This is a genomic window from Actinobaculum sp. oral taxon 183 str. F0552, assembly GCF_000466165.1.
Lineage (GTDB): Bacteria > Actinomycetota > Actinomycetes > Actinomycetales > Actinomycetaceae > Peptidiphaga.
In genome coordinates, this window is record NZ_KE951406.1 from 57143 (window position 1) to 79816 (window position 22674).

Sequence of the window (22674 nt, forward strand, 5' to 3'; positions counted from 1 at the left end):
CGGAGGTGGCCGTCTCCCATCGCGACCGCGAAGCAGACGGCCACCTCTCCACTGGGAAAGGAATCGTGCGTGGACGTCATCGTGCTTCCCGACACCGAGAAGACCGCCGGCATCCATGACGTCATCCGGCGTCATGGATACTCATGCTCGATCCACCACTCCTCGGGCAGACCGTGGATCCTCGGAAGATGGGGGAGCCGAGAAGCGCGGGAGGCGACGGCGTCGAACTGCCGGATGGCGCTACTCGGGCTCGTAGGCGCACACGATGACGCTCTAGACCGTGCGGTCCGCTCCATCCGTTCGTTTCGGGACGTCGACGCCCTCTACGACAGAGTTCCCGGCTCCTACATCACAGCGGTCGCTTTCAACGGGTCCACCAGGGTCCACGGCACGCTGGCGGCCACCCACGAGATCTTCTACGCGGATGTCGACGGCATCGTCGTCGCGGCGAACAAGGCGTCGATCCTAGCGCGCATCGCAGAGCGCGCGATTCGAAGGGAAATGCTGGCGACGACCCTGCTGGCGCCCCGAGCCCCCTGGCCGCTCTCCGATCGGCCGCTGTGGAAAGGCGTGGAGCATGTGCCGGTCACCGATGCCCTGGAGTTGCATCCCGACGGCCGTGGAGTCATCGTGCCCCGATGGAGCTATCCGGCGCACCGAGAGCCGCTGACGGATATCGCCCCCCGATTGCGGGCTGCCCTGGAAGCCGGCGTTCGAGCGCGTGCGGATGCGACCCCTGTGCTCGGCTCCGACCTGTCGGGTGGACTGGACTCGACGACCCTCGCGTTCTATGCGGATCGACATGCCCAACGGCTGGTCACCGTACGGCAGGACGCCTACGATGCGACGAATGACGACGTGAAGTGGGCTGCCCTCGCCCGGAGCAGGATGGGCACCGGCGACCACATCCGGATGGAGCCGGACGTCGCCCCCTGGTATGCGGAATGGAATTCGACCTCGGACGGCGACCCGAGCTCGCCGTACCCCGCCCTGAGAACGCTCGGATTCACCCGGGCACTGGCGGAACGGCTCCATGACCGAGGCGTGACGATCCATCTCACCGGGCTCGGCGGCGACGAACTCTTCTCGCCGTCGTTCACTCACCTGTACTCCCTCGTCCGGAGGCATCCTCTTCGGGCATTCCGGCCGATGCGCGGTATGCAGGCGATCGCCCGTTGGAAGACCGCCCGGACCATCCGCGCGCTGACCCGGAGGATGCCGCACTCCGTGTGGTTGAGGGACATGGCCGGCCAACTCCGCCAGCCGGATTCGAACGGCCCCGAACAGTACTGGGAGCCTGAAGCCCGGGCGTCTTCCTGGGCCACGGCTGCAGCTGTGAGCCAGTCGGGCGAGCTCATACGCGAGGCGGCTGACCTCCTCGGCGAGGAAACCCCGGACACTCTTCCCGTGGACTTCGAGATGCTGCGGCTGGTCAACGCCGACGGACGCCTGATCCGACGCATGTCACAGGTGGCCGAACGGCATGGCGTCGCCTTTGACGCCCCCTACCTGGACGACGCGGTCGTGGACCTCGCCTTCAGGACCCGATTGGAGGATCGTGTGTCGCACGGAGTGTTCAAACCCGTGCTTCAAGCAGCCGTTCCGGAGAATTTCCCCCATGAGCTCCTCTCCCGCAGATCCAAGGGAGACTACAGCGCCGAAGCGTATTCGGGGCTCGCTCGCAATCGCGGATCCATGGTGAGAGAGTTCGCGGAGGGGTCTCTTCTCCAGGAAGAGGGACTCATCGACGCGGAGGCGTTCCGCGAATTCCTCACCGCCGTGCACCCGAGCACCCAGCCGTTTCGCTTCCTCGACGCCACGCTTGGAGCGGAGATGTGGCTGAGAACCGTTCACAACGTAAAAGGATGACAATGCCGTACAAGTTGGGCCAACAGTTCAAATTCACACAGACGGAAGGGGGAGGCGTGCTCCTCGATCTGACGAAGGGGGAGTACTGGCAGCTCAACGAACTCGGCGCTCTCCTGGTCGATCGCCTCTCCGGCGGCGGCCTGCCTCGAGACGTCGTCGAAGAGCTCGCTGCAGCCTATCCCGATTCGGCTGACCGCGTCGACGGCGACGTCCGCAGGCTCCTCGACCAGCTCATGGGGATCGGAGCGATCGACCATGAGTGACTTCGTCGTCGTCCCCCGGCCGGACTCCCGCCTGGGCATTCGGCGCAGACTCCTGGCGCTGGCAGCCGTCGGCTACGCACGACGTCTCGCCCGGAAGAAGCCGGACGCGCTGGAGAGGCGGCTGCGCCGAATCAGCCGAGCGGCCCGCCCGGCTCGGGTCGAGGAAGCTATAGCCGCACACCGTGCGGTCGTCAGTGTCAGCACTCGCTGCTCCGGCAGGTGGTGCCTCGACCGCTCCATCGCAATCGCCCTGCTTCTGCGCATGTCAGGCGCTTGGCCCGAATGGCACACGGGCGTTTGCCTCCTGCCTTTCCGGGCGCACGCCTGGATCACGGTCGACGGCGAGCCGATCGGCGAGCCGGAGGGGTTGAGGGACAACTTCAAGCCGCTTATGACCGTCGTGGCCGGCGGGAAGAACCGTGGACGTTGAACCGCGCGGCCGCGCGCGCGCCGATCGAGGCCAGTTCTCCCTGCTGGTCAGGCAGATCCGTCCGTATTGGAGACGGTTCCTCGTGGCGATTCTGCTGGGAGTCGCCGCGTCCACGCTCAGTCTGCTGCAGCCCGCCCTCATCGCCAGCATGGTCACCGCGTTGGAGAACTCGACCGGGATCCTCCCCTCGGTTCTCCTTCTCCTCGCCCTGCTGACGACGTCCGCAGCGTTGTCGGGATTCCAAACCTATGCGCTCGGCACACTCGGAGAACAGGTGACGGGCAGGATCCGCATGACGTACGTGCGGGCTGTCTTGCGCCTGCCCGTCTGCGCACTCGAAGCCTACCGACGGGCCGACCTCGTGGCTAGGGCGACGTCCGATACCACCCTGCTCCGCGTCGCGCTCACGGAAGGCGCCGGCCAGATCATCGGCGGCGTGATCATGTTCGTCGGCGCGCTGATCGCCATGGCCTTCGTCAGCCCCCTTCTGCTGCTGGCGACTGTGGTGACCGTGACGATCGGGTTGGTGTGCGTCATGGCCCTGTCGGGTCGGCTCCGCAATGCATCCACCCAGGTCCAAGAAGGCGTGTCGTCGCTCGGCTCGTCTCTGGACCAGAGCATTTTCGCGTCCAAGACGATCCGGTCCCTGAACGCCGCGGACTGGGCGATCTCCCGCGTCGACCGCACCATCGACGCGGCGAAGCAGGCCGGAATCCGCTTTGCCCGGGTTTCATCCGCCGTCACGCCGCTTTCGGGGGTGGTGATGCAGCTCTGCCTCGCGGTCGTCCTCGGACTCGGCGCGTTCCAAGTCGCGAACGGAACCCTTCCCGTGGCGCAGCTGGTGGCATTCGTCATGTACGTGTTCCTCCTCCTGACACCCGTCGGCCAGGCGGTGAGAGCCATGACATCGCTGTCGCAGGCCACCGCAGCCGCAAGGCGCCTCGCCGAGGTGGAGGAGGAGGCCGAGGCTCCTGAGGAGCGGTCAGGCCGGGGAACGGCTCAGGCGACATCGGTTTCCGGCCCGACACCGGTGCCGGAGGCGAACGACGCTTGCGCAGTCGAATTCGCCGACGTTCACTTCGCCTATCCGGCAACCGGAGGCGGTGCGACGGCCGGCGAGCCGAAACCGGCCCTTCGCGGAGTCACATTCGCCGTTCCGCCGGGGGCGAAGGTCGGGATCGTCGGGCCGTCGGGCTCGGGCAAGAGCACCATCCTCAATCTCATCGCGGGTTTCTACTCGCCGCAGAGGGGATCCGTCCGCATAGCGGGAATCGCCGAGGCCTCCGATCCGGATGTGCGGGACAGAGGGCTCATAGGCCTCGTGGAACAGGACGCCCCGGTCATCGCGGGCACCCTCCGCGACAACCTCACGCTCGGCGACCCGGAGATCGGCGAGGCCGACTGCCTCCAGGCGCTGTCACGCGTGAACCTCGACCACCTGTACAGTCGCGACCGAGGCGGCCTCGATCTCGAACTGTCGGATCAGGGGACGAACCTGTCAGGCGGTGAGAGGCAGCGCCTGGCCATCGCGCGCGTTCTGCTTCGAAGACGGCTGATCCTGCTTCTGGACGAGTCCACGTCCCAAATGGACAGCGACAACGAACAGAAGCTGCGGGATGCTGTAGCCGAGGCGGGACGCCGTCGCACCACCATCGTGGTGGCCCATCGTCTGTCGACGATCGTCGACAGCGATTTCATCCTGGTCGTCAGAGACGGAGAGATCGAAGCCGTCGGCCGTCACAGCGAACTCGTCGCCACGAGCCCGACGTACTCCGTGTTCGCAGACCAGCAGCGGTTGATCCGAGGCTGACCGGCGCCCCGCCGCCGGCGCCGGTCAGCCCACACTGTACAAGGCCGGCGGATCCGGCGAGGGAGGGGGAGTGGGAGCCGGTCGGAGCGCACGGCGGCCACGACGAGGCCTGCCTGTGGTGAGCGCAACTGCATACCGGGGCCGGAGACTGGACGGTGGGAGTGCTCTCCCATATGCACGCGGCCGTGCATAGGGGCCGCTCGACCAGGTAAATTTGGAATGTCCCTGTCCGTCCCCCCATCGGAGAACGCATGCGTCGCCTCGGTAGCAACTATGTGCTCGATCAGCGCATCGGGCGTGGAGCCCAAGGGGAGGTGTGGCGTGGGAGATCCGTCTCGGACCATCAAGAGGACGGCCGCGGCTCGGAGGGGACCCAGCAGGACGTGCTGGCCTTCAAGATCCTGCGGGCGGACCTCGTCGAGGACGAAGGCCTGGTCGGGCGCTTCGTCAAGGAACGGACCACGCTGACGAGGATTCGCTCTCCCTACGTCGTGAACATCCGCGACTTCGTCATCGAGGGAACGACCTTCGCCATCGTCATGGACTACGTGCCGGGCGGAGATCTGCGTGGGAAGCTGGCGTCCGACGGTCCTCTGCCCCCGGCGGAAGTCGCCCGCATCGGAGCGCACGTGGCGCAGGGCCTGATGGCCGTCCACGCCGCGGACGTCGTTCACCGCGACGTCAAACCCGCCAACATCCTCCTCGATTCGACCACCGACCCCGCGACTCCCCGAGTCGTGGACTTCGGGATAGCCCGGATCCACAACGCCGTCGGCACCGACCACCTCACCGGGATCCTGGGAACGCCTCTCTACATGGCGCCGGAGATCCTCCTCGGCGAGGTCCCCAGGCCTGCCTCCGACCTGTACTCCCTGGGCATCGTGCTCTACCAGAGCTGCTGCGGAGTCACGCCCTTCGTCGGCGACCCGGGGCAGCTGCTCGGCCAGCACGTGGGCCGGCTTCCCGGACGCCCCGAGGGGATCCCCGACTCCCTCTGGAGGATTCTGAACCATCTGTTGGCCAAACGCCCCGAGCAGCGTCCAACCGCCCAGCAGGTCGCTCACGACCTCGAGGAGTTACAGCCCTCCCTCGACGGCCTCCCCCCGGCGCCGCGCATCGCGACCCCGCCCGCATCGGCGCCGTCGGCGGACTCCCTCGCCTTCGGAGGGGGAGTCCCCCCCACCATGGCGGCGGGGCCCCGACCCGCACAGGGGTATTCGCCGGCCTTCGCCCCTGCCTCGTCGGGGGACATGGCTTCCCCGGCGGCCCCGCCCTCGAACGCCTCCTACCAGTATCCCGCCTACACGCCGGCCACGGCCGCCTCCGGCCAGTCGGGTCAGTACCGACTCGTCCAACCCCCGGGAGGATATCCGCCTCCGCGCCGCCGGCGCAGAGGCTGGAAGATCGCCGTGGCGGCCGTACTGGCCGTGGCCTTGACGGGCGCGGGAGTGCTGGCCGTGCGGCACTTCCTCTTCAACGGCCCCGACGTTCCCGGCGACTCGGTGGCGGCCCTGCCAGCGGGCAAAGGCTTCAGCGAGCAGTTGCGCCTTCCGAACGGCTACAAGCAGTACGTCTCTCCCGATGGGGGCATGCTGGCGGTCGAATCGGACAAGTGGGCGGTCTACAGGCTCGACGGCACCAAAAGCGAACCCGTCTGGAAAGGAGACTGTTACGCTCATATGAGCGGATTCTGGGACGATTCGCATTTTCTGTGCGCGGACAGCCACAAGCGAGAGCTCATATCGTCCAACGGCAAGAGTTCCACGCCGCCGGGCCCCTCCGACTCGCGGTTGAAAGGCGCGACGGCCGATCGCACCGTCCTGACGGCCGCGTATACGGGCGACCTCCTCGCCCTCGACAGGAACGGCAAGGAAGTGTGGCGGACCTACGGCAAGTTCTCGAGCGACGTCATCGTCACCGAGAGTTTCGTGCTCGCCGTCGACAAAGACGCGGATACGGTCCAGGTGTTTTCGACGTCGACCGGGAAGAAGCTCGCCAGCTCGTCCTTCGGCGGATCCGACAAGACCTTGGAGGAGGACCCGCATCCTGCAGGCTTCGGCGTGGACGCCGGAAACAAGGCCTTCTACCAGATTCAGGACGGCAAGTACACGATATGGGACGCCGAAGGCAGGAGGAAGGAGACCGGGACGACGAAGGCCAGTTCGAGCAACTGGGTCGCCTCCACGTCCGTCACCCCCAAAGAGCTGGCGGGTATCTTCAAGAAGGTCGACACGGACTCAGTCAACGTCATCCGAGGCAAAGAGAAGACGATCAAAGCGGCGATCAGCAATTCCCAATGCAAGGTCCGGGTGGGGGGAAAGACCATGGCAGTTCCAGCTCCAGCCAGCGAGGATTCGTGCAGCATATCGGTTTTCGGGCTGACCGGCGACGACAGCGCCATTCTGGTCGGTTCACGCACCGACTCCGATAAGTCCGTCTACTACGACAAGGGAGGCGTCGTCGCCGCCTACTCGTTGAAAGACGGCTCCATGCTCTGGAAGGCGACTGGACGGTTCAGTCGGGCGTTGGGCGACAACCGCATCATGCTCGTGGAAGGGCTGTCATCGTCAGGGAACATCGTCGTAGGCACCGTGAATGACGGGTAATCCAGTGCCAACCACTCCGCCGTTGACCGCGGAACCCGATACGACGCTCGCCGCCCACGACGCCCGCGAGGGGGCTTCGCAGAGACGCGAATCCGTCGTCCGGCGCGTGATGGCGGCTCGCATGTGGCGCGAGGTGCTCCTCCTCATCGCCGGCTACACCCTCTATTCCTTCGTAAGGAACGCGGCGCCCGATCGCAAAGGCCTGGCAGTCGCCCACGCCCACGACGTCATCGCCCTGCAGGAAAGGCTGGGTCTGAACGTCGAGCCGTCGATCAACCACTATTTCGACGAACACGTCCCCCTGGCCGTCTTCGCGAACTACTTCTACGCCATCGGCTTCTCGCTGACCACCATCGTCACGCTCGTCGTCCTATGGCGCATCGACTGGCGGGTGTTCAGATTCCACCGGACGGTGCTCGTCGTCATGACGGGAGCGGCGATGGTCACCTATTGGCTGTACCCTTTGGCGCCCCCTCGCCTCGTCCCCGACGGGGGCTTCGTGGACACATTCATCAAATACAGGACGTGGGGGAGGCTCCACACACCCGCCAACGAGGACGTCTCCAACCAGTACGCGGCCATGCCGTCGATGCACACGGGATGGTCGATCTGGGTCGCGGTCTCCGTCTGCTTCGTGGCGGGGCGATGGTGGATACGGGTTCTGGCCTGCTCTCTGCCCGTCGTGACGGTTGTGGTCATCATGGCCACGGCGAATCACTTCGTCCTCGATGCGGCGGCGGGAGCCTCATACTACGCTCTGGCCTTCACGGCGGTCCTGATCGCCACGCGGCGAAGGCGGGAGCGGGCAGCCTCCAGGCTCAGACCCACAGCGCCTCCGGCTGCGGACTCCCGTCGCTCGGACGCGCCCGACTGCCCGCCGACCCGTTCGCCGAACAGCCCCGCCTGAGAGAAGCCGCACACCGATCTGCCGTCGGCTTACCGGCCCGACGTCTGGGATGGCAGAGTGAATGGGTGACCACTCAGCCTCAGCAGACGTTCGAGAAGACCGCTTTCCACCGGTTGTTTCCGGCATCGCTCCTCCTGTCCCTCGCCTCACTCGCGGCCGTCGCCCCCCTTGCGACGGACATGTACCTCCCTGCGTTCACCGCGATGGCGAAGGACATGGGAGTGGGAGCGTCAACGGTGCAGCTGACCATGACCGCATTCCTCGTCGGCATAGCCATCGGGCAGCTGGGGATCGGAATCCTGTCCGACAGGCTGGGGCGGCGGCCGCTCCTCGTGTGGGGGACGATCCTCGCACTTGCGGCCGGTATCGCCGCAGCTGCGGCCCCCGACATCGCGGTCCTGCTCATCGCCCGGTTCTTCCAGGGTCTGGGGGGAGCGTCCGGCATGGTGCTGGGCAGAGCGGTCATCGCGGACCGAGCGCGAGGCGTCGCCGCGGCCCGAGCCCTCAACCTCGTCATGGCCATCCAGGGCATAGCCCCCGTACTGGCCCCCATCTTCGGAGGCGCGCTCGTAGGCACGATCGGCTGGCGCGGCATCCTCGGGCTCGTCGCGGGATTCACCGCCGTCCTCCTCGTCCTCGTCCTCGCATGCGTGCCCGAGACCCTTTCCTCCGATCGGCGCAGCTCGGGGGGCCTGCGCACCCTCGTCGACGGTTGCCGGTCACTGGGCCGCGACGGATTCTTCGTACGCATGACCCTGATCAACGGCTTGGTGTTCGCCCTGCTCATGGCCTATCTGTCGGCCACCCCGTTCGTCCTGCAGACCGTGCTCGGCATGGGCACCGGCCTCTACACGGTCATCTTCGGATGCTGTGCGGCTATGGTGACCGGCGCCACGATGGCATCGAGCGCTCTGGCCCGCAGCATCCCCCTCGACCGTCAAGTCCAGGGCGCGCTGCTGGCCTCGCTCGCAGTCGACTCCGTCCTAGCAGCCGTCTGCTTCCTAGGTTTGCGAGCCCCCGTCGATTCGCCTTCCATGCGCTACGCCGTCACAGGGCTGCTCTTCCTCCACGTGGCCTGTCTGGGGTTCTCGATCGGCAACATCCCGGCCATAGCACTCGGGCGCGCAGGGAGCAGGGCCGGCACCGGGTCAGCCCTGCTCGGCTTCGTCCAGTTCGTCATGGGAGGGCTCGCCAGTCCGCTGGTCGGGCTGGCCGGCGAGGATTCCGGCGTCGGATTCGGGGCAGTCCTCGTCCTCGTCGCCGTTGCGGCCAACCTGATGGCACTGCCGGGACTGCGCGACGGGGAGCGCGAGGCGGCCCGGACGGCGGCCGTAGCCGACGCCGTGGGGCCCGGCTCGCAAAGCGACGGATGAAACGGCTTCCTGTGCGGATGGCTCGGAGTCACCGGCACATCGCGGCCGAGAGCTCGTGAACGGACGCGGCGAAGCGCTCGGGGGCGGCCATCATCATCTGGTGCCCGGCGCCCCGGATGATCCGCTCCGGCGGGTTGCCCAGGTTCGTGCGGGAATTCCGCAGCCCCTCGGCGGAGTCCTCCTCGCCCCAGATGATCCCCTTCGGCACCTTGATGCTCCGGATCTGGGCCGCCGTCAAATGCAAGATCCACGGGTCGTGGATGAGTCTGGTCATCTCCTCCTCGGTCCGACCCTCCGTTAAGGGCCGCATCCATTTGCGAGTGAGCTCGGCTCCCGCCTTCCCGTCGAACGCCGTGCAGTCCGAGCCGCAGGACTTGGCGAGGAAACGCTGGTCGATCCACGTCCACCGCGTCGCGATGCGGTAGAAGCTGCGCATCCACGTCGAAGTGGCGAGCCATTGCGGCAGGCCGTCGCCGAAGTCCATGTTGAGCGCGTCGCCGCCGGCGAAGATGACGCCCCCGACGGAATCCGGGTAGACGAGTCCGAGGTTGCCGGCCACGGCCGCTCCCATCGAATGCCCTACGACGATGGGTTTCTCGATGCCGAGCTTGGCCGCCCAGTCGTGCACGAGCCGCGTCTGATCGGCCAGGTCGGCGGGGCGTCCGCCTCGGGTGTATCCCACACTCGACAAGTCAAGCGCGTAGACGACATGGCCTTTGGCCGCCAGACGGGGAGCCGTCGTCGAGAAGGCCACCGTGGTCTCGGCGAAGCCGGGCAGGAGGACGACGGGAGAGCCCGACGTTCCCCATGTCTCGTAATGGACGTTCGCATCGCCGACGCGCACCGTCTTCCCCGACTCCGGCTCGAGGCGCTCGTCGGGCGTCGTCGCCGCATTGCCCAGGAGGCTCGCGACGGTGACGGCCGCCGCGAAGCCCGCCAGCCCTCGGAGGATCCGCAGGGGCAGGGGGCGCTTCCCGGCGTGTCCGCCGTCAGGCGTTTCGGATCTCGAACGGCGCAGCCGGAGAGAGGCGAAACGACGTATGTCCACACGCTTACGGCGCTCGGAGGGGCCGGTGCCGTCGAAGCCGCCGTCCGTTCGGACGGCGCGAAAGCCTTCGTCGGTACGCGGACCGGTCGTCATCATCTGCGTCCGACTAAGAGGTCATGGAAATCCACGGGTTTGCGTCCCGTGAGGAATTCCACGGAATCGGAGAGGATGTCGAGCTCGCCGGCGGCGATCGCCGTGTAAGTGCTGACCCAGGCGTCGATCTCCCATTCGGGGGCGCCGTACGAAGCGCGCGATTCGTACGCTTCTTCGACGGTTTCGTCGACGTACCGGACCTTCCGGCCGGTCTCCTCCTCGTAGACCCGCGCGAAGTCGTTCATCGTCAAGGCCTCGGGGCCCGTGAGGTTGTACGTCTGGGAGGCATGGGCTGCGGGATCGGCGAGAACCGCTGCGGCCGACCTTGCCACGTCCGTTCTCGCGATGGCCGCGCATCGCCCCCCGGCGGCGGGGCCGCGGATCTCCCCCGAATCGCCGAGCTCGGCGAAGAATTCCAGGTAGAAGGAATCGCGGAGGAAGGTCCAGTCCATCCCGGATGCCTTGATGTGCTCTTCGGTGTGCCAGTGATCGCGGGCGTAGGTGAACACCGCGTCGGGGGAGGCCTCGAGGAAGGACGTGTAGACGATGTGTTCGACGCCGGCCTTCTTCGCGGCGTCCACGAACGCCCGGTGCACTTCGACGCGATCGGGCGATTCTGTGGCCGACACCATGAAGAGGACGTCGACGCCCTCCAGGGCTTCGACGGTTGACGGATCGTCCGCGTACTGCGTGGCTCGAACTTGCGCGACGTCGGCGAGCTCCGGATCGAGTTTGGCCGGGGTGCGGACGAGAAGGCGCAGCCCGCCCGTATCGGACAGGAGGGAGGCAACCATCCTACCGATGTTTCCGGTTGCGCCGGTGATTCCAATGATCGGGGCGTTATCTTCCATGATACTCCTTGAATGCTTCGGCTCCGCATGAATCGTACATGCGGAGCCGAAGATCGAGGTGCCGTGATCGACGGATTTACGCCAGACGCGGATCGGCTATCAATACCTCATTGACTTCTTGCAGGGAAGGCGCGTAGGCGCCCGCGTGGCTCACCGTCAGACCCGATGTGATGGTCGCGCGGTGGAGGGCGGTGCGGACGTCGTTCCACGTCGCCTCCCGCAGCCGTTTCTTCGCGTCCGCGCTGCCGAGCAGCCCGGCGTCCAGAAGGCCCGAGAGAAGGCCCCCCATGAAGGAGTCGCCTGCGCCGACGGTGTCGGTGACTTCCACGTTGAGCGGGTCGATCACGAGCATGTCGCGTTCTGCCGACAGCCTCGCATAGGCGCCCCACGGCCCCCGTGTGACCACGACCAAGCCGGGCCCTTGGGCCGACCACCGCCTCATGACCTCCTCGACCGGGGTGTCCTCGCCGAAGAGCCAGGCGATGTCCTCGTCGCTCGCCTTGACGACGTCGGCCAGCGAGACGAGCTCCTCGATGCGGGGGAGGACCTCCTCCGGCGACCCCATGATGGCGGGCCGGGCATTGGGATCGTAGGACACCGTGCCGAGAATGGCCATCGCCTTGACCGCGCGAAGCACGTCCGTGCCTCCCGGCTCCAGGGTGGCGGCCAGGCTGCCGGTGTGCAGATGCGCCAGCGAGGACGCCGGAGGAAGCTCTGGAACCTCCCACAGGAGGTCGAATTCGTACTCCGCCCGGCCCATCTCGTCGAGCTTGGCATAGGCGAGGGACGTGCGGTCGGCGCCTTCGCTGCCGGAGACGATGCCGACGCTGTGCTCCTCGGCGAACTCTTCGATCATCCGCCCGTGGCGATCCCTTCCCCACCAGGCGCCGATGAGGGCGGGGCGTTCCAGCTCGGTGAGCACGCAGGCCACGTTGAGCGGACTGCCTCCGACGTGTTCTTGGGGTTCCTCCCCCTCCCGGAGCACGACGTCGATCAGGGCTTCGCCGAGACAGAGAACGGGTGGGGTGCTCGCCAATTCCATGGGCGTCTCCTCAGGTGTGGCCGTCATTACTTATCCAATCCTAGCTTGGCTTCCATGTCTTCGAGTGGGATTCCCTTCGTTTCAGGCATGATCTTCAGGACCCAGAACAGCTGTCCGCACATGCAGACGAAGAAGAAGCTGAAGGCGGTTCCGCCGCCCCAGGCGTCGATCAGCGGCGGGAAGGCGTAAGTCGTCAAGGCGGCGAACGACCAGTGGGTCAGGCTTCCCAGAGACTGGCCGAGGCCGCGCACCTTGTTGGGGAAGATCTCGGAGATGAAGACCCAGATGACCGACCCCTGGCCGAACGCGTGCGCTGCGATGAACACGAGAAGGCCGACGAGCACGAGAACCGACGAGGTGCTGTCGAAGTGGCCCTCGTACTTGAACATGACTCCGGAGATGAACCCCAGGCTGACGAGATACCCGATCGAGCCGACGATCATGAGCGAGCGGCGCCCGATCTTGTCGATGACCGTCAGAGCGGTCATGGTGGCGATGAGGTTCATGAAGCCGACCGCCACGCTCATCAGCGAGGCGGCGTTCCCCGACGCCCCGGCCTGCTTCATCACCTCGGGGGCGTAGTAGAGGATCGCGTTGATGCCGGAGAGCTGGTTGAATGCGGCGATGGCGAACGCCAGGAGGATGACCTTGCGATAGCGCTTCGAGAAGAATTCGACCAGGGACGCCCGGGACTGCGAATCCGCGGCTATCTGCGCCTTGATCTCGGCGATCTGAGACTTGGACTCCTCCTCGGTCGAGCAGAGTTGGCGGCTTATCCCGACGGCTTCGTCGGGCTTGCCGTGCGCCATGAGCCAGCGAGGCGTCTCGGGGACGGTGAACAGCAAGAGGAGGAAGACCGCCGAGGGGATGACCATGACGCCGAGCATCCACCGCCATTCGTGGCCTCCGAGCGTGATGCGGATGATGAAGTTGCTCAGATACGCCAGAAGGATGCCCAGGACGATGTTGAACTGGACGAGGCCGACCAGGCGGCCCCGAACCGCCGCGGGGGCTATCTCCGCGGTGTAGATCGGCGCGCATACGCTGGACATGCCCACTCCGATGCCTCCGATCATGCGGAAGACGAGGAGGAAGAGATGAGTGGGGGCGAACGCCGTGCCCAGGGAACCCAGGACGTAGAGTATGCCGATCGCGAAGAGGACCTTACGGCGGCCGTAGACGTCCGCGAGCCGACCGCCGATGATCGCGCCGAAGATCGTTCCGATCGTCGCGATGGCGACCAAGAAGCCCTTGCCGAATTCGCTGAGGTGGAAGACGTCCTTCAGGGTGTCGGTGGCGCCGGAGATGACAGCGGTGTCGAATCCGAAGATCAGGCCGCCGATCGCGGCGACGACCGCGCTGCGAATGACGAGCGGCGTGATGCGCGAACGTTGAGAAGATGCGGGAATGCTCGACATCGAGACTCCTCTCGAGGGGGGATTGTTCAATGCTGGGCCGGACCGTGGACTCCGTGGCCGGCCGGTGCTGCGTGGCGCAGGGCACGTAAGTGACACTCTAGTGGCTCGAGCGGGGGAAACCAGCCGTTTTCACATTGTGGGCGCTGGGCTCGGGGAACCCAGCCTCCTCCGAAGACGCTTCGGCGGGCGAAACCGGGGCGTTCCAATCCCTGAGACGCCGGATGCGCGCGTCCTGCGCGGTGTTACAGTCGCCCCCATGACCTCCCGTGCGATGTCCCGAATGCGTCCGCTCTTCGCGGGCGGCGCGTGCTGTCGCTAGACCGGTCGAGCATTCCCGGTGGGCATCGGCGTTCGCCTGAGGCGGACTCCCGAATGCGCGGCGATCGGACGTCGTTCTCCATTTTCGCGGACCTCCCTGCGCTGCGCCGTACCCCAGGCCGTGTCCATCGAACGGCAAGAGAAGAAGACGAGAAGAGGAACAGCACATGTCCACGACTCCCGACGATCGGCTCGTCGACGGAGAGAGCGCCGACGAGCAGGAGAAGGACGCCGAGGCGACGAGGGGCGTCGGCGGCTCCGAAAGGGCCGGAGGGCCCTCGGCCGGCTCGGACGCGGAGGCAGACCTGCCGGACGAGGCCCGCAGGGCCATCGACGAACTCGTCGCGGAGGCGACGTCCAGGCGAAAGGGGCGCGGGGCCCTCGGCGTCGTCGCGGTCGCCGCCGCCTTCGTCCTCGCCTTCCTCGCAGTCCGCGCCCTTCTCGGGGACTCCGGCTCGCCGAGTCAGGCGTCGTCTGCCGGCGCGGGATCGAGGGGTGCGCCCATCGACTCCGTCGGTGCGCGCACCCCCGCCGAGATCGCGAAGAGCGGGACCATCCGCGTCGGGGTCTTCTCCGACAAAAAGCCGTTCGGCTCGGTCGGCCAAGACGGACAGTACGAGGGATACGACATCGTCTACGCCAAGCGGATCGCCGAGGACCTCAAGGTCAAGATCCGATTCGTGCCGGTGGAGGCCGCCTCTCGGGTGGAGTTTTTGACCTCGGGGAAGGTCGACGTCATCCTCGCCAATTTCACGGTGACCCCCGAACGGGCGCAGAAAGTGGACTTCGCCAAGCCGTACATGAAGGTCTCCCTCGGCGCGGTCAGCCCGAAGGGGAAGGCGGTCACCCGGGAGTCCCAGCTCGCAGGCAAGAGGGTCATCGTCGTCAAGGGCACGACCGCCGACGCCTACATCCAGGCCAAGCACCCCGACTGGAAGATCACCAAATTCGAGCAGTACACCGAGGCGACCAACGCGCTCATCGACGGTCGGGGAGACGTGTGGGTCACCGACAACACCGAGGCGATGGCCTTCTCACTGAAGAACGAGGACCGGTTCGTCACCGGCATCACCCAGCTCGGCCCCGTCGACTCCATAGCGGGCGCGGTTCAGAAGGGCAACGTCGAGCTCCTCAGCTGGCTGAACGAGGAGCTCGTCCAGCTCGGCGAGGAGAAGTTCTTCCACAAGGACTACGAGCGGACCCTCAAACCGGTCTACGGCAAGGCGGCCAAGCCCGAGGAACTCGTCGTCGAGGGCGGCGCACTCTAGGGGCGGGCATGGATCCACAGGTCATCGGGCGCTATCTGCCCGTCTACGGTCGGGCGGTGCTCGTCACCGTCGAGGTCTCGGCGCTGGGCATCCTGCTCGCCATCGCGATCGGGCTCCTGTGCGCCTCGGTCCGCTACGCGCGGGTGCCGGCAGTCGGCCGACTCGCGGGAGGCTACGTGCAGCTCGCGCGCAACACCCCCCTCATCGTCCTCCTCTTCTTCATCTACTACGGCCTGCCCAAGGTCGAGATCCGGCTCTCCCAGCTGGCCAGCGCCGTGATCGGGCTGGCCTTCATCGGCGGGGGGTACATGGCCGAGGCCTTCCGCTCGGGCCTGGAGTCCGTCGACCGCATCCAATGGGAGTCGGCCGTCTCGCTGGGGATGAGGCCCGGCGCGGCGATGCGCCACGTCGTCGTCCCGCAGGCCGTGTCCGCGTGCTTCCCGGCGCTCGTCGCCAACGTCATCTTCCTCATCAAGGAGACGTCGGTCGTCTCCGTCGTTGCCCTGGCCGACCTCGTGTTCGTCGCGAAGGAGCTGATCGGCAACGAGTACAACACGTCGGAGGCCCTCTTCCTGCTCGTGTTCTTCTACCTGCTCGTCGTCCTGCCGGTCTCCCTCCTCGGATCGCGATTGGAAAGGAGGATCCGCCATGCGGAATTCGGGCATTGAGGTCCTGTTCGAGGGGCGCAACTTCCTCCGCCTGCTCGAGGGCCTGTGGGTGACCGCGTCGATCGCGCTGGCGGCCATGGCGATCTCCGTCGTCCTGGGCGTCCTCCTGGGAATCGTCATGACGTCGCGCAACCGGTTCGTGCGCGCCTGCACCCGCCTCTACCTCGAGTTCGTGCGGGTCGTGCCCCAGCTGGTGCTGCTCTTCGTCGTGTACTTCAGCCTGGCCTCCCAGGCGGGGGTCAACCTGGGAGGCAGGACGGCCGCCGTCATCGTCTTCTCCGTGTGGGGTACCGCCGAGATGGGCGATCTGGTGCGCGGCGCCATCCGCTCCACGCCCTCCCACCAGGTCTACAGCGGCCTGGCCCTGGGCATGACCTCCGCGCAGGTCTACCGGTACGTCGTCCTCCCTCAGACGATCCGCAGGCTCCTGCCCGTGACCATCAACCTGGCGAACCGCATGATCCAGACCACCACGCTCGTCGTCCTGATCGGGGTCGTCGAGGTTCTCAAGACCGGCCAGCAGATCATCGACGCCAATCGCTTCGCCCATCCGACGGCCGCACTGTGGGTGTACGCCGTCATATTCCTCATGTACTTCGCGATCTGCTATCTCATTTCCCTGTTGTCCAAGCGCTTAGAGAGGAAGTGGCAGAGTTGAGCGATCCCCTCAGCGAGCCGTCCCGTCCCGCCGGTGAGAGGATTCCACCGAGGCCGCACGGCCCCGATCGGAACGCCGCCGGGCAGGCCTCCGGAGCGGAGGCCCCCGCAGAGCGGGAGGCCGTGTCCGGCCGGCGGGACGTCATCCTGTACGCTCGCGACATCGTCAAGGTCTACGACGGCCAGGTCATCGCCTTGAACGGCGTTTCCCTGGACGTCGAGCGGGGCGAGGTGGTGGTCGTCGTCGGCCCCTCAGGCTGCGGCAAGTCCACACTGCTGCGCTGTCTCAACGGCCTGGAGGGGATCCAGGAGGGATCCATCTCCTTCGAGGGCGAGGAGATCCCGAGCGACGACATGCCCTGGCATGTCGTCCGGCAGCGCATAGGAATGGTGTTCCAGAGCTACGAGCTCTTCGCCCACCTCGACGTCCTCGACAATCTCCTGCTCGGGCCGGTCAAGGTCCAGGGAGTCCCGCGCGGAACGGCTGCCAGACGGGCGGGCGAGCTCCTGTACAGGGTCGGACTGCTCGAACGGGCCAGGGCCTATCCCCGGCAGCTGTCGGGTGGGCAGAAGCAGCGTGTGGCCATCGTGCGGGCCCTCATGATGAACCCCGAACTGCTCCTCCTCGACGAGATCACCGCTTCTCTCGACCCGGAGATGGTCCGCGAAGTGCTCGACGTCGTCCTCGAACTCGCCGCAGACGGCATGACGATGGTCATCGTCACCCACGAGATGAGCTTCGCACGGGCGATCGCCGACCGTGTGGTCTTCATGGACGCCGGAAGAGTGGTCGAAACCGCCTCCCCGGCGGACTTCTTCGACCGTCCGAGCTCCGAGAGGGCCCGGCAGTTCCTCAACACCTTCACCTTCGACCGGTGACCGCGGCCGGGCTCCGGTCGACCGAACGCGGGGCGGAGTCGGTGACGCCGCGGCCCGGTCGACCGAACCGGGCGGACCGCGAGGGCCTCGCAGAGCAGAGGCCGGCGATGAAGGCCTTCGCGCGTCAGGAGCTCACCGCCTCGGCGGGCGCGGCGCGGACAGCCTGGCGGTCGTCCCCGCCGCCCGTGTCGCCGCGACTCGGCAGGTCTCCGTGGAGGGCCCCTCTCCCGAGGGCATCAGGACGGCGCGGTAGTAGCGCAGTTCGTCGATCGAATCGTAGATATCCCCGAGCGCCCGATGGTTCCCCGTCTTCTTCGGCGAGGCGAAGTAGGTGCGCGGATACCAGCGCTTGGCGAGTTCCTTCAAGGAGGAGACGTCGACGACCCGGTAGTGGAGGTGCCCGATGACCTCCGGCATATACCGTTCCAGGAAGGCCTTGTCCGTGCAGATCGAGTTCCCGCCCAGCGGCGCCTTCCCAGGTTCGCGGACGTGCCTGACGATGTAGGCGAGGACTCGGGCGGCCGCCTCCTGAAGGTCCAAGCCGTTCTCCCATTCCTCTATGAGCCCCGAGTTCGTGTGCATCGTGCGGACGAACTCGTTCATGTGCGCCACCGCGGCCTGACTCGGGCGTATGAGGACGTCGATCCCCTCGTCGGCCGGCCTGAGGTCCGAATCCGTCACTACGACGGCGACCTCGACCAGCTCGTCGACGGCTGTGTCCAGGCCCGTCATTTCACAGTCGATCCAGACAATGGGATTGTTCACGACGCGGTAGCTCACAGGGGCAGTCTAACGTAGCAAAGAACTTACGTGTACGTAGCCGCGGCGGCGCCGAGACGGAACGGGTTGGCCTATCAGCGGATTCCCCGCACATTTCGCATTCTCGGTACCCCCATCCGGACTCGAACCGGAAACCTGCGGATTAGAAGTCCGTCGCTCTATCCATTGAGCTATGGGGGCGCATCACCCCAAATCTACCGGAGGCGGAGCCGATGCGCATGCCGGACCGCCGCGCTCGGGCCGGAGACGCGGCGAACCGACGGCGGACCTCCGGAGGGAAACGTGCAACCCGCCCGATTGTAGCGGACAATGGGGACGTGACTACCCCGCATATCCATCGTGATCTGGCAGACCTCGTCGCACGGACGATCTCCGCCCTCGATAATGCGCGCCTGCCGCTCAAGCTCCCCGGTTCGGTGCAACTCAACGAGTCGCGCCGTCGTCTGCGCACGCAACTGGCCACGCGCATCCTGCCCCATCTGCGCAGGGACGGCCTGCCCACGGTCGTGGTGTTCGGCGGGTCGTCGGGTGCGGGCAAGTCCACGATCTTCAACTCCCTCCTGGGCAAGGACATCTCGCCCGCGTCGGTCATCCGGCCCACGACCCGGATACCCGTCATCGCCGTCAACTCCGAGGACGCCGAATCGCTGGAAGGGCACGCGATCGTCGACATGGGGCGCCTGGAAGTGGTGGAGAACGCCATACCCGGCCTCATCCTCGTGGACGCGCCCGACCTGGACTCGGTCGACGGCAACAATCGGGAGCTCTCGCGTCGCCTCCTGGACGCCGCCGACCTGTGGCTCTTCGTGACGACTGCCTCCCGGTACGGAGACGCGAGCGCTTGGCAGACGCTCGTCGACGCGCATACACGCGGCATGAGCGCCGCGGTCGTTCTCAACCGCGTGCCGCGCCGCGCACTGCGTCCCGTGCGCCGCGACCTCATGAACCGCATGTTCGAAGCCGGCATGGGGGAGAACCCGCTGCTCATCGTCCCCGACGCCGGACCCCACGATGCGATGCTCCCGGACACGGCCGTCAAGGAGATCTGGGACTGGCTCAACGTCATCTCCACGACCCACGTCGGCGAGGCGCTCATCGAGCGGACGAGCCAGGCCATGCTCCCCGATCTGCGCCGGCAGCTGCTCGAACTCGCCGAGGCGGTTGAGATGCAGGCCGATTCCGTGCAGGACCTGGGTGAGCGAGCTCAGGCCGCCGCGGCCGACGCGACTCAGAGGATCACGGTCAACGCCAGAATGGGACGCTACGGACAAGGGGCTCCCACGACTTCGTGGCTGTCCTTCGCCTCGACGGGAGGTGCGCTCGCCGGGCTCGTCACCGGCGAGCGGCCGGGCGTCGGCGAGACCCGCAGGAAGACGCACCGCGACGAGGCGGCGGGCTCCGTGTTCGACGGCATCCTCAACGCCGTGCGCGTCGGCATCGACCAGGCCGTCATCACCGTCCAGGCCGCGATCGAGAAGACGTGGCGCGAGGACATCGTCGACACCTCCGACTACCGCGCCGCCGGGGCGCGTCGCGTCGACGCCGACGGCATCATCGAGGAAGCCCTGACGGGGTGGAAGGCGGACCTGTACGCCGAGGCGTCGGCCGCCGGCGACAATCCGTGGTTCACCACCGACGGCCTCGCCTCGATCCTGGGCAGCGCGGCCGGCGGAGTCGCGGGGGCCGAGCACGCGCTGGGCATTCTGAGACTGAGTGGCTCGCTGAGGCCCGCGCGTGAGAAACTGGCCACCCGGCTTGAGCACGCCATGGCTCGCGTCGTTCGAGCATACACTTCGGTGCTAGACGAAATAGCGATCGGCAACGGGCGACAGTTGCGACTTCGGGCCAGTGAGTACCTCGATCGCGTGTGAGGAGGACAGGAATGTCTGAGGGGAATCAGACGGGGACCGCGTACGGCCCCGGGCAGACGGCGGCATACCGGACGATGACTTTCGAGGAGAGGTCCTCGGCTATCAACGGCGTCATGCGGCGCCTCGACAGGCTGCGGGGGGCGATCGACCAGGGAGGGGACTTCTTCGACCCCTTCCTCGCGGCGCGCGCCAAGGAGGAGATCGCCTCCGCCGAGGAACGCGTCCGCGCGGGCATGGGGGTGACGGTCGCAGCGCTGGCGGGGGGGACCGGCTCGGGCAAGTCCACACTCTTCAACGCCCTGTCGGGGTTGAGCTTCGCGGACGCCGGAGAGCTCAGACCCACCACCGAGCAGGCCAGCGCCTGCGTGTGGAACGCCGACGCCGACGCCGTCCTCGACATGATCGGGGTCCATCCGAGCCGCCGCATCGACTACCATTCGATCCTCACCGAGGGCAAGCACGACCTCGACTCCCTCATACTCCTCGACCTGCCCGACCACGATTCCGTGGAGGTCAAGCATTCGGTGCTCGTCGACCAGGCGCTGCCGCTCGTCGACATCCTCATATGGGTCCTCGACCCCCAGAAGTACGCCGACCACCTCATCCACGAAAGCTACCTGTCGGCCATGCGCGAACGGCGGGACCACATGATCGTCGTCGTCAATCAGGTCGACACGGTTCCCGAGGGCGGGCTGCCCAAGATCCTCGACGACGTCAAGATGCTGCTCGAGCGCGACGGTCTGAAGGGCATCCCCGTCTTCCCCGTCTCGGCGCTCAATCGCACGGGCATCGATCCCGTCCTGGAGGCTCTGCGAACCGCCATCCAGGGGACGGAGTCCGTCATCGCCACCACACAGGCGGAACTCGACGGCATTCGGCGCAGGCTCTCGGCGAGCGTGGGCGTGCGCGAACCGGAGCTGGAGGGCGAGGTCTTCAACCGCATCACGAATTCGCTGGTGGAGGCGACGGGTGCGCCGGCCGTCGCGCAGTCGCTCCGGCAGGCGGGGTACACGCTGGGTGAGACCGCCATCGCCACGGCGGACCAGCCCGCCGCCTCGATGGTCGTGGCCACGCGGGACTCGTGGATAGCCCACGTCAAGTCGGGTCTTCCCGACCGGTGGCAGGAGGCGGTGACGAAGGCGATCCCGGACCCGGAGAGGATCCGCCGCACAGTCGGGGGAGCGGTTCGGCAGGTCAGCGTTCCCTCCGTCAACCGGTGGTTCCCCATCGGGCTCATGATCACGGGGATCGCCATAGGAGTGGCGGCCGTCGTCCTCGCCGCCTTCGGCATTCCGGAGGCGATGGGGCCGCGCGTCGTCCTGGGAGTCGTCGGCGGAGCCCTCGCCATCGGCAGTATCGTCTTGGCCCGGTCCCTCCACGCCAGAGCTGGCCGCCGGGCCGCACAACGCTACGAGGCCGACGCCGTCGGGGCGATCCGGTCCGCCGTGGAGCGGATGCTCGTGGAGCCCGCCGAAATCGTCCTCGCCCGGCATCGCCAGGTCCGCGAGTCGCTTCAAGTCTGAGCTCTTGGCCCGCGCCCGTCAGCTGCGTGTCGGCGACGGGACGTCGCACGTTGGCTGAGGCCGGACTTTACCCAGCGGTGCGCCCGGCGACGAGCATCGTTCTCGACGGACGCCGCCTACGCGGGCTGGGCGGGTGTCCGTCCCCGTACCGGTTGGCGGTCGCGGGGCGGTCCAGGGCCCGCGACCGAGCATCTGCTCTCTTCATCGGTCCACAGGACTTCTGCGCGTTCGCGTTGTCCACACGAGACGAGGACATGCGGCGGAGCGGCCCCCGGTTCGCCGATCCTAGTGGTGTACTACCGGTGCAGCAGAGGGGAGCATCTGATGTCGAACGAAACCTATCTCACGGTGCGCGGATACGCCGGCGCGGATCCGACGCTTTTCTCCAACGGGGCAAGCGGCAGAACGGCCGTGCTCCGCGTGGGCGTCACCGCTCGGACGCGCAATCGCGAGACCGGCAAGTACGAGGACGGCCGGACCGCGTGGTATTCGGTCCGCTGCTACGGAGACCTCGGCGAGAACGTCGCTCTGACGATCCGCAAGGGCGCCCCAGTCCTCGTACGGGGCAAGCTCGTCCAGCGCAGATGGGAGGGAAACGACCGCGTCGAGCGCACGGATCTGGTGATCGTCGCCGATTCGCTCGGATTGGAGCTGACGACGGTCGCGGCCAACTATGCGAAATCCCGCAGGGGAGCGCCGCCATCGTTGGAAGGAGGATCTGGCAGGGATGCGGGCGCGGGATCGAGGGGGCCGCAGGCCGCTTCCCAGAACGTCACGGGTGCATTCGCCGTCGCTAGGAGCATCGGCCTCGGGGAAGGCGCCGGCCTCGCCGACGGCGTTTCCGGAGAACAGACGGAGGAGGCGATGGATCCGCGGACCGGAGAGATCCTCCGCGCCGCCGGAGACGACGGCGAATCCGGTGCCCTGAACGGGGGAAGGCCGCCGTACGACCCGGCGGGCGCGTTCGCGCAGGTTGTCTAGGCGGCCCGTTCCCCGCCGG

General features: G+C 66.9%; 19 protein-coding genes and 1 tRNA gene. 14 read left to right on the forward strand and 6 right to left on the reverse strand.

All coding sequences use genetic code 11. The features are described from left to right. The first annotated feature begins 69 nt into the window (after positions 1-69). From HMPREF0043_RS00860 to HMPREF0043_RS00890, 7 genes are all read left to right on the forward strand, one after another. Complete coding sequence (locus HMPREF0043_RS00860; protein ID WP_040317520.1) at positions 70-1869, forward strand: asparagine synthase-related protein; 1800 nt, start codon at positions 70-72, stop codon at positions 1867-1869. A 2-nt stretch (positions 1870-1871) separates the two neighbouring features. Then, positions 1872-2132: a lasso peptide biosynthesis PqqD family chaperone gene (locus HMPREF0043_RS00865; RefSeq protein ID WP_040317521.1), complete on the forward strand. Its 261-nt coding sequence runs from the start codon at positions 1872-1874 to the stop codon at positions 2130-2132. After that, on the forward strand, positions 2125-2562 hold the full coding sequence (locus tag HMPREF0043_RS00870) for a lasso peptide biosynthesis B2 protein (protein ID WP_021600875.1): 438 nt from the start codon (positions 2125-2127) through the stop codon (positions 2560-2562). Before HMPREF0043_RS00865 ends, HMPREF0043_RS00870 begins: the two co-directional genes overlap by 8 nt. Then, a complete protein-coding gene (locus HMPREF0043_RS00875; RefSeq protein WP_021600876.1) occupies positions 2552-4372 on the forward strand; it encodes an ABC transporter ATP-binding protein in 1821 nt (606 codons plus the stop codon). The genes HMPREF0043_RS00870 and HMPREF0043_RS00875 overlap by 11 nt, the downstream gene beginning before the upstream one ends. A 251-nt stretch (positions 4373-4623) precedes the next feature. After that, on the forward strand, positions 4624-6978 hold the full coding sequence (locus HMPREF0043_RS10025) for a serine/threonine-protein kinase (protein WP_021600877.1): 2355 nt from the start codon (positions 4624-4626) through the stop codon (positions 6976-6978). Further along, positions 6968-7885 (forward strand): phosphatase PAP2 family protein, encoded by a 918-nt coding sequence (locus tag HMPREF0043_RS00885; protein WP_084431935.1) that lies wholly within the window; start codon positions 6968-6970, stop codon positions 7883-7885. Before HMPREF0043_RS10025 ends, HMPREF0043_RS00885 begins: the two co-directional genes overlap by 11 nt. Before the next feature lie 65 nt (positions 7886-7950). Beyond that, positions 7951-9258, forward strand: coding sequence for a Bcr/CflA family efflux MFS transporter (locus HMPREF0043_RS00890; RefSeq protein WP_021600879.1), 1308 nt, complete (start codon positions 7951-7953; stop codon positions 9256-9258). A 28-nt stretch (positions 9259-9286) separates the two neighbouring features. On the opposite strand, the gene HMPREF0043_RS10030 is transcribed toward HMPREF0043_RS00890, so the two are convergent. The 4 genes from HMPREF0043_RS10030 to HMPREF0043_RS00910 form a co-directional block, all read right to left on the reverse strand. Next, positions 9287-10402 carry an alpha/beta fold hydrolase gene (locus HMPREF0043_RS10030; protein ID WP_021600880.1) on the reverse strand — a complete coding sequence of 372 codons (1116 nt, stop codon included), beginning with the start codon at positions 10400-10402 and terminating at the stop codon, positions 9287-9289. Continuing rightward, the gene (locus HMPREF0043_RS00900; RefSeq protein WP_021600881.1) at positions 10399-11250 is read right to left on the reverse strand and encodes an SDR family oxidoreductase; all 852 of its coding nucleotides are present in this window, start codon (positions 11248-11250) and stop codon (positions 10399-10401) included. The genes HMPREF0043_RS10030 and HMPREF0043_RS00900 overlap by 4 nt, the downstream gene beginning before the upstream one ends. Positions 11251-11326: 76 nt before the next feature. Beyond that, positions 11327-12319 carry a carbohydrate kinase family protein gene (locus HMPREF0043_RS00905; RefSeq protein WP_021600882.1) on the reverse strand — a complete coding sequence of 331 codons (993 nt, stop codon included), beginning with the start codon at positions 12317-12319 and terminating at the stop codon, positions 11327-11329. Then, complete coding sequence (locus HMPREF0043_RS00910; RefSeq protein WP_021600883.1) at positions 12319-13710, reverse strand: sugar porter family MFS transporter; 1392 nt, start codon at positions 13708-13710, stop codon at positions 12319-12321. The genes HMPREF0043_RS00905 and HMPREF0043_RS00910 overlap by 1 nt, the downstream gene beginning before the upstream one ends. Before the next feature lie 485 nt (positions 13711-14195). Here HMPREF0043_RS00910 and HMPREF0043_RS00915 point away from each other — a divergent pair, with 485 nt between their 5' ends. From HMPREF0043_RS00915 to HMPREF0043_RS00930, 4 genes are all read left to right on the forward strand, one after another. Continuing rightward, the gene (locus HMPREF0043_RS00915; RefSeq protein ID WP_021600886.1) at positions 14196-15296 is read left to right on the forward strand and encodes a transporter substrate-binding domain-containing protein; all 1101 of its coding nucleotides are present in this window, start codon (positions 14196-14198) and stop codon (positions 15294-15296) included. A gap of 8 nt (positions 15297-15304) precedes the next feature. Then, complete coding sequence (locus HMPREF0043_RS00920) at positions 15305-15964, forward strand: amino acid ABC transporter permease (protein ID WP_021600887.1); 660 nt, start codon at positions 15305-15307, stop codon at positions 15962-15964. Then, positions 15945-16622 carry an amino acid ABC transporter permease gene (locus HMPREF0043_RS00925; protein ID WP_021600888.1) on the forward strand — a complete coding sequence of 226 codons (678 nt, stop codon included), beginning with the start codon at positions 15945-15947 and terminating at the stop codon, positions 16620-16622. Before HMPREF0043_RS00920 ends, HMPREF0043_RS00925 begins: the two co-directional genes overlap by 20 nt. 122 nt (positions 16623-16744) lie before the next feature. After that, positions 16745-17500: an amino acid ABC transporter ATP-binding protein gene (locus HMPREF0043_RS00930; RefSeq protein ID WP_051317370.1), complete on the forward strand. Its 756-nt coding sequence runs from the start codon at positions 16745-16747 to the stop codon at positions 17498-17500. 132 nt (positions 17501-17632) lie between these two features. Here the strand turns inward: HMPREF0043_RS00930 and orn are convergent, their stop codons facing one another. Both orn and HMPREF0043_RS00940 read right to left on the reverse strand, forming a co-directional pair. Beyond that, positions 17633-18280 (reverse strand): oligoribonuclease, encoded by a 648-nt coding sequence (gene orn / locus HMPREF0043_RS00935; protein ID WP_040317522.1) that lies wholly within the window; start codon positions 18278-18280, stop codon positions 17633-17635. A 107-nt stretch (positions 18281-18387) separates the two neighbouring features. Then, positions 18388-18460: transfer RNA gene (locus HMPREF0043_RS00940), tRNA-Arg, on the reverse strand. A 137-nt stretch (positions 18461-18597) separates the two neighbouring features. Here HMPREF0043_RS00940 and HMPREF0043_RS00945 point away from each other — a divergent pair. The 3 genes from HMPREF0043_RS00945 (at position 18598) to HMPREF0043_RS00955 (ending at position 22655) form a co-directional block, all read left to right on the forward strand. Next, positions 18598-20151 carry a GTPase gene (locus tag HMPREF0043_RS00945; RefSeq protein WP_021600892.1) on the forward strand — a complete coding sequence of 518 codons (1554 nt, stop codon included), beginning with the start codon at positions 18598-18600 and terminating at the stop codon, positions 20149-20151. Positions 20152-20162: 11 nt separating this feature from the next. Next, positions 20163-21674, forward strand: coding sequence for a GTP-binding protein (locus tag HMPREF0043_RS00950; protein WP_021600893.1), 1512 nt, complete (start codon positions 20163-20165; stop codon positions 21672-21674). A 324-nt stretch (positions 21675-21998) separates the two neighbouring features. Further along, positions 21999-22655 carry a single-stranded DNA-binding protein gene (locus HMPREF0043_RS00955; RefSeq protein WP_021600895.1) on the forward strand — a complete coding sequence of 219 codons (657 nt, stop codon included), beginning with the start codon at positions 21999-22001 and terminating at the stop codon, positions 22653-22655. Positions 22656-22674: the final 19 nt, after the last annotated feature.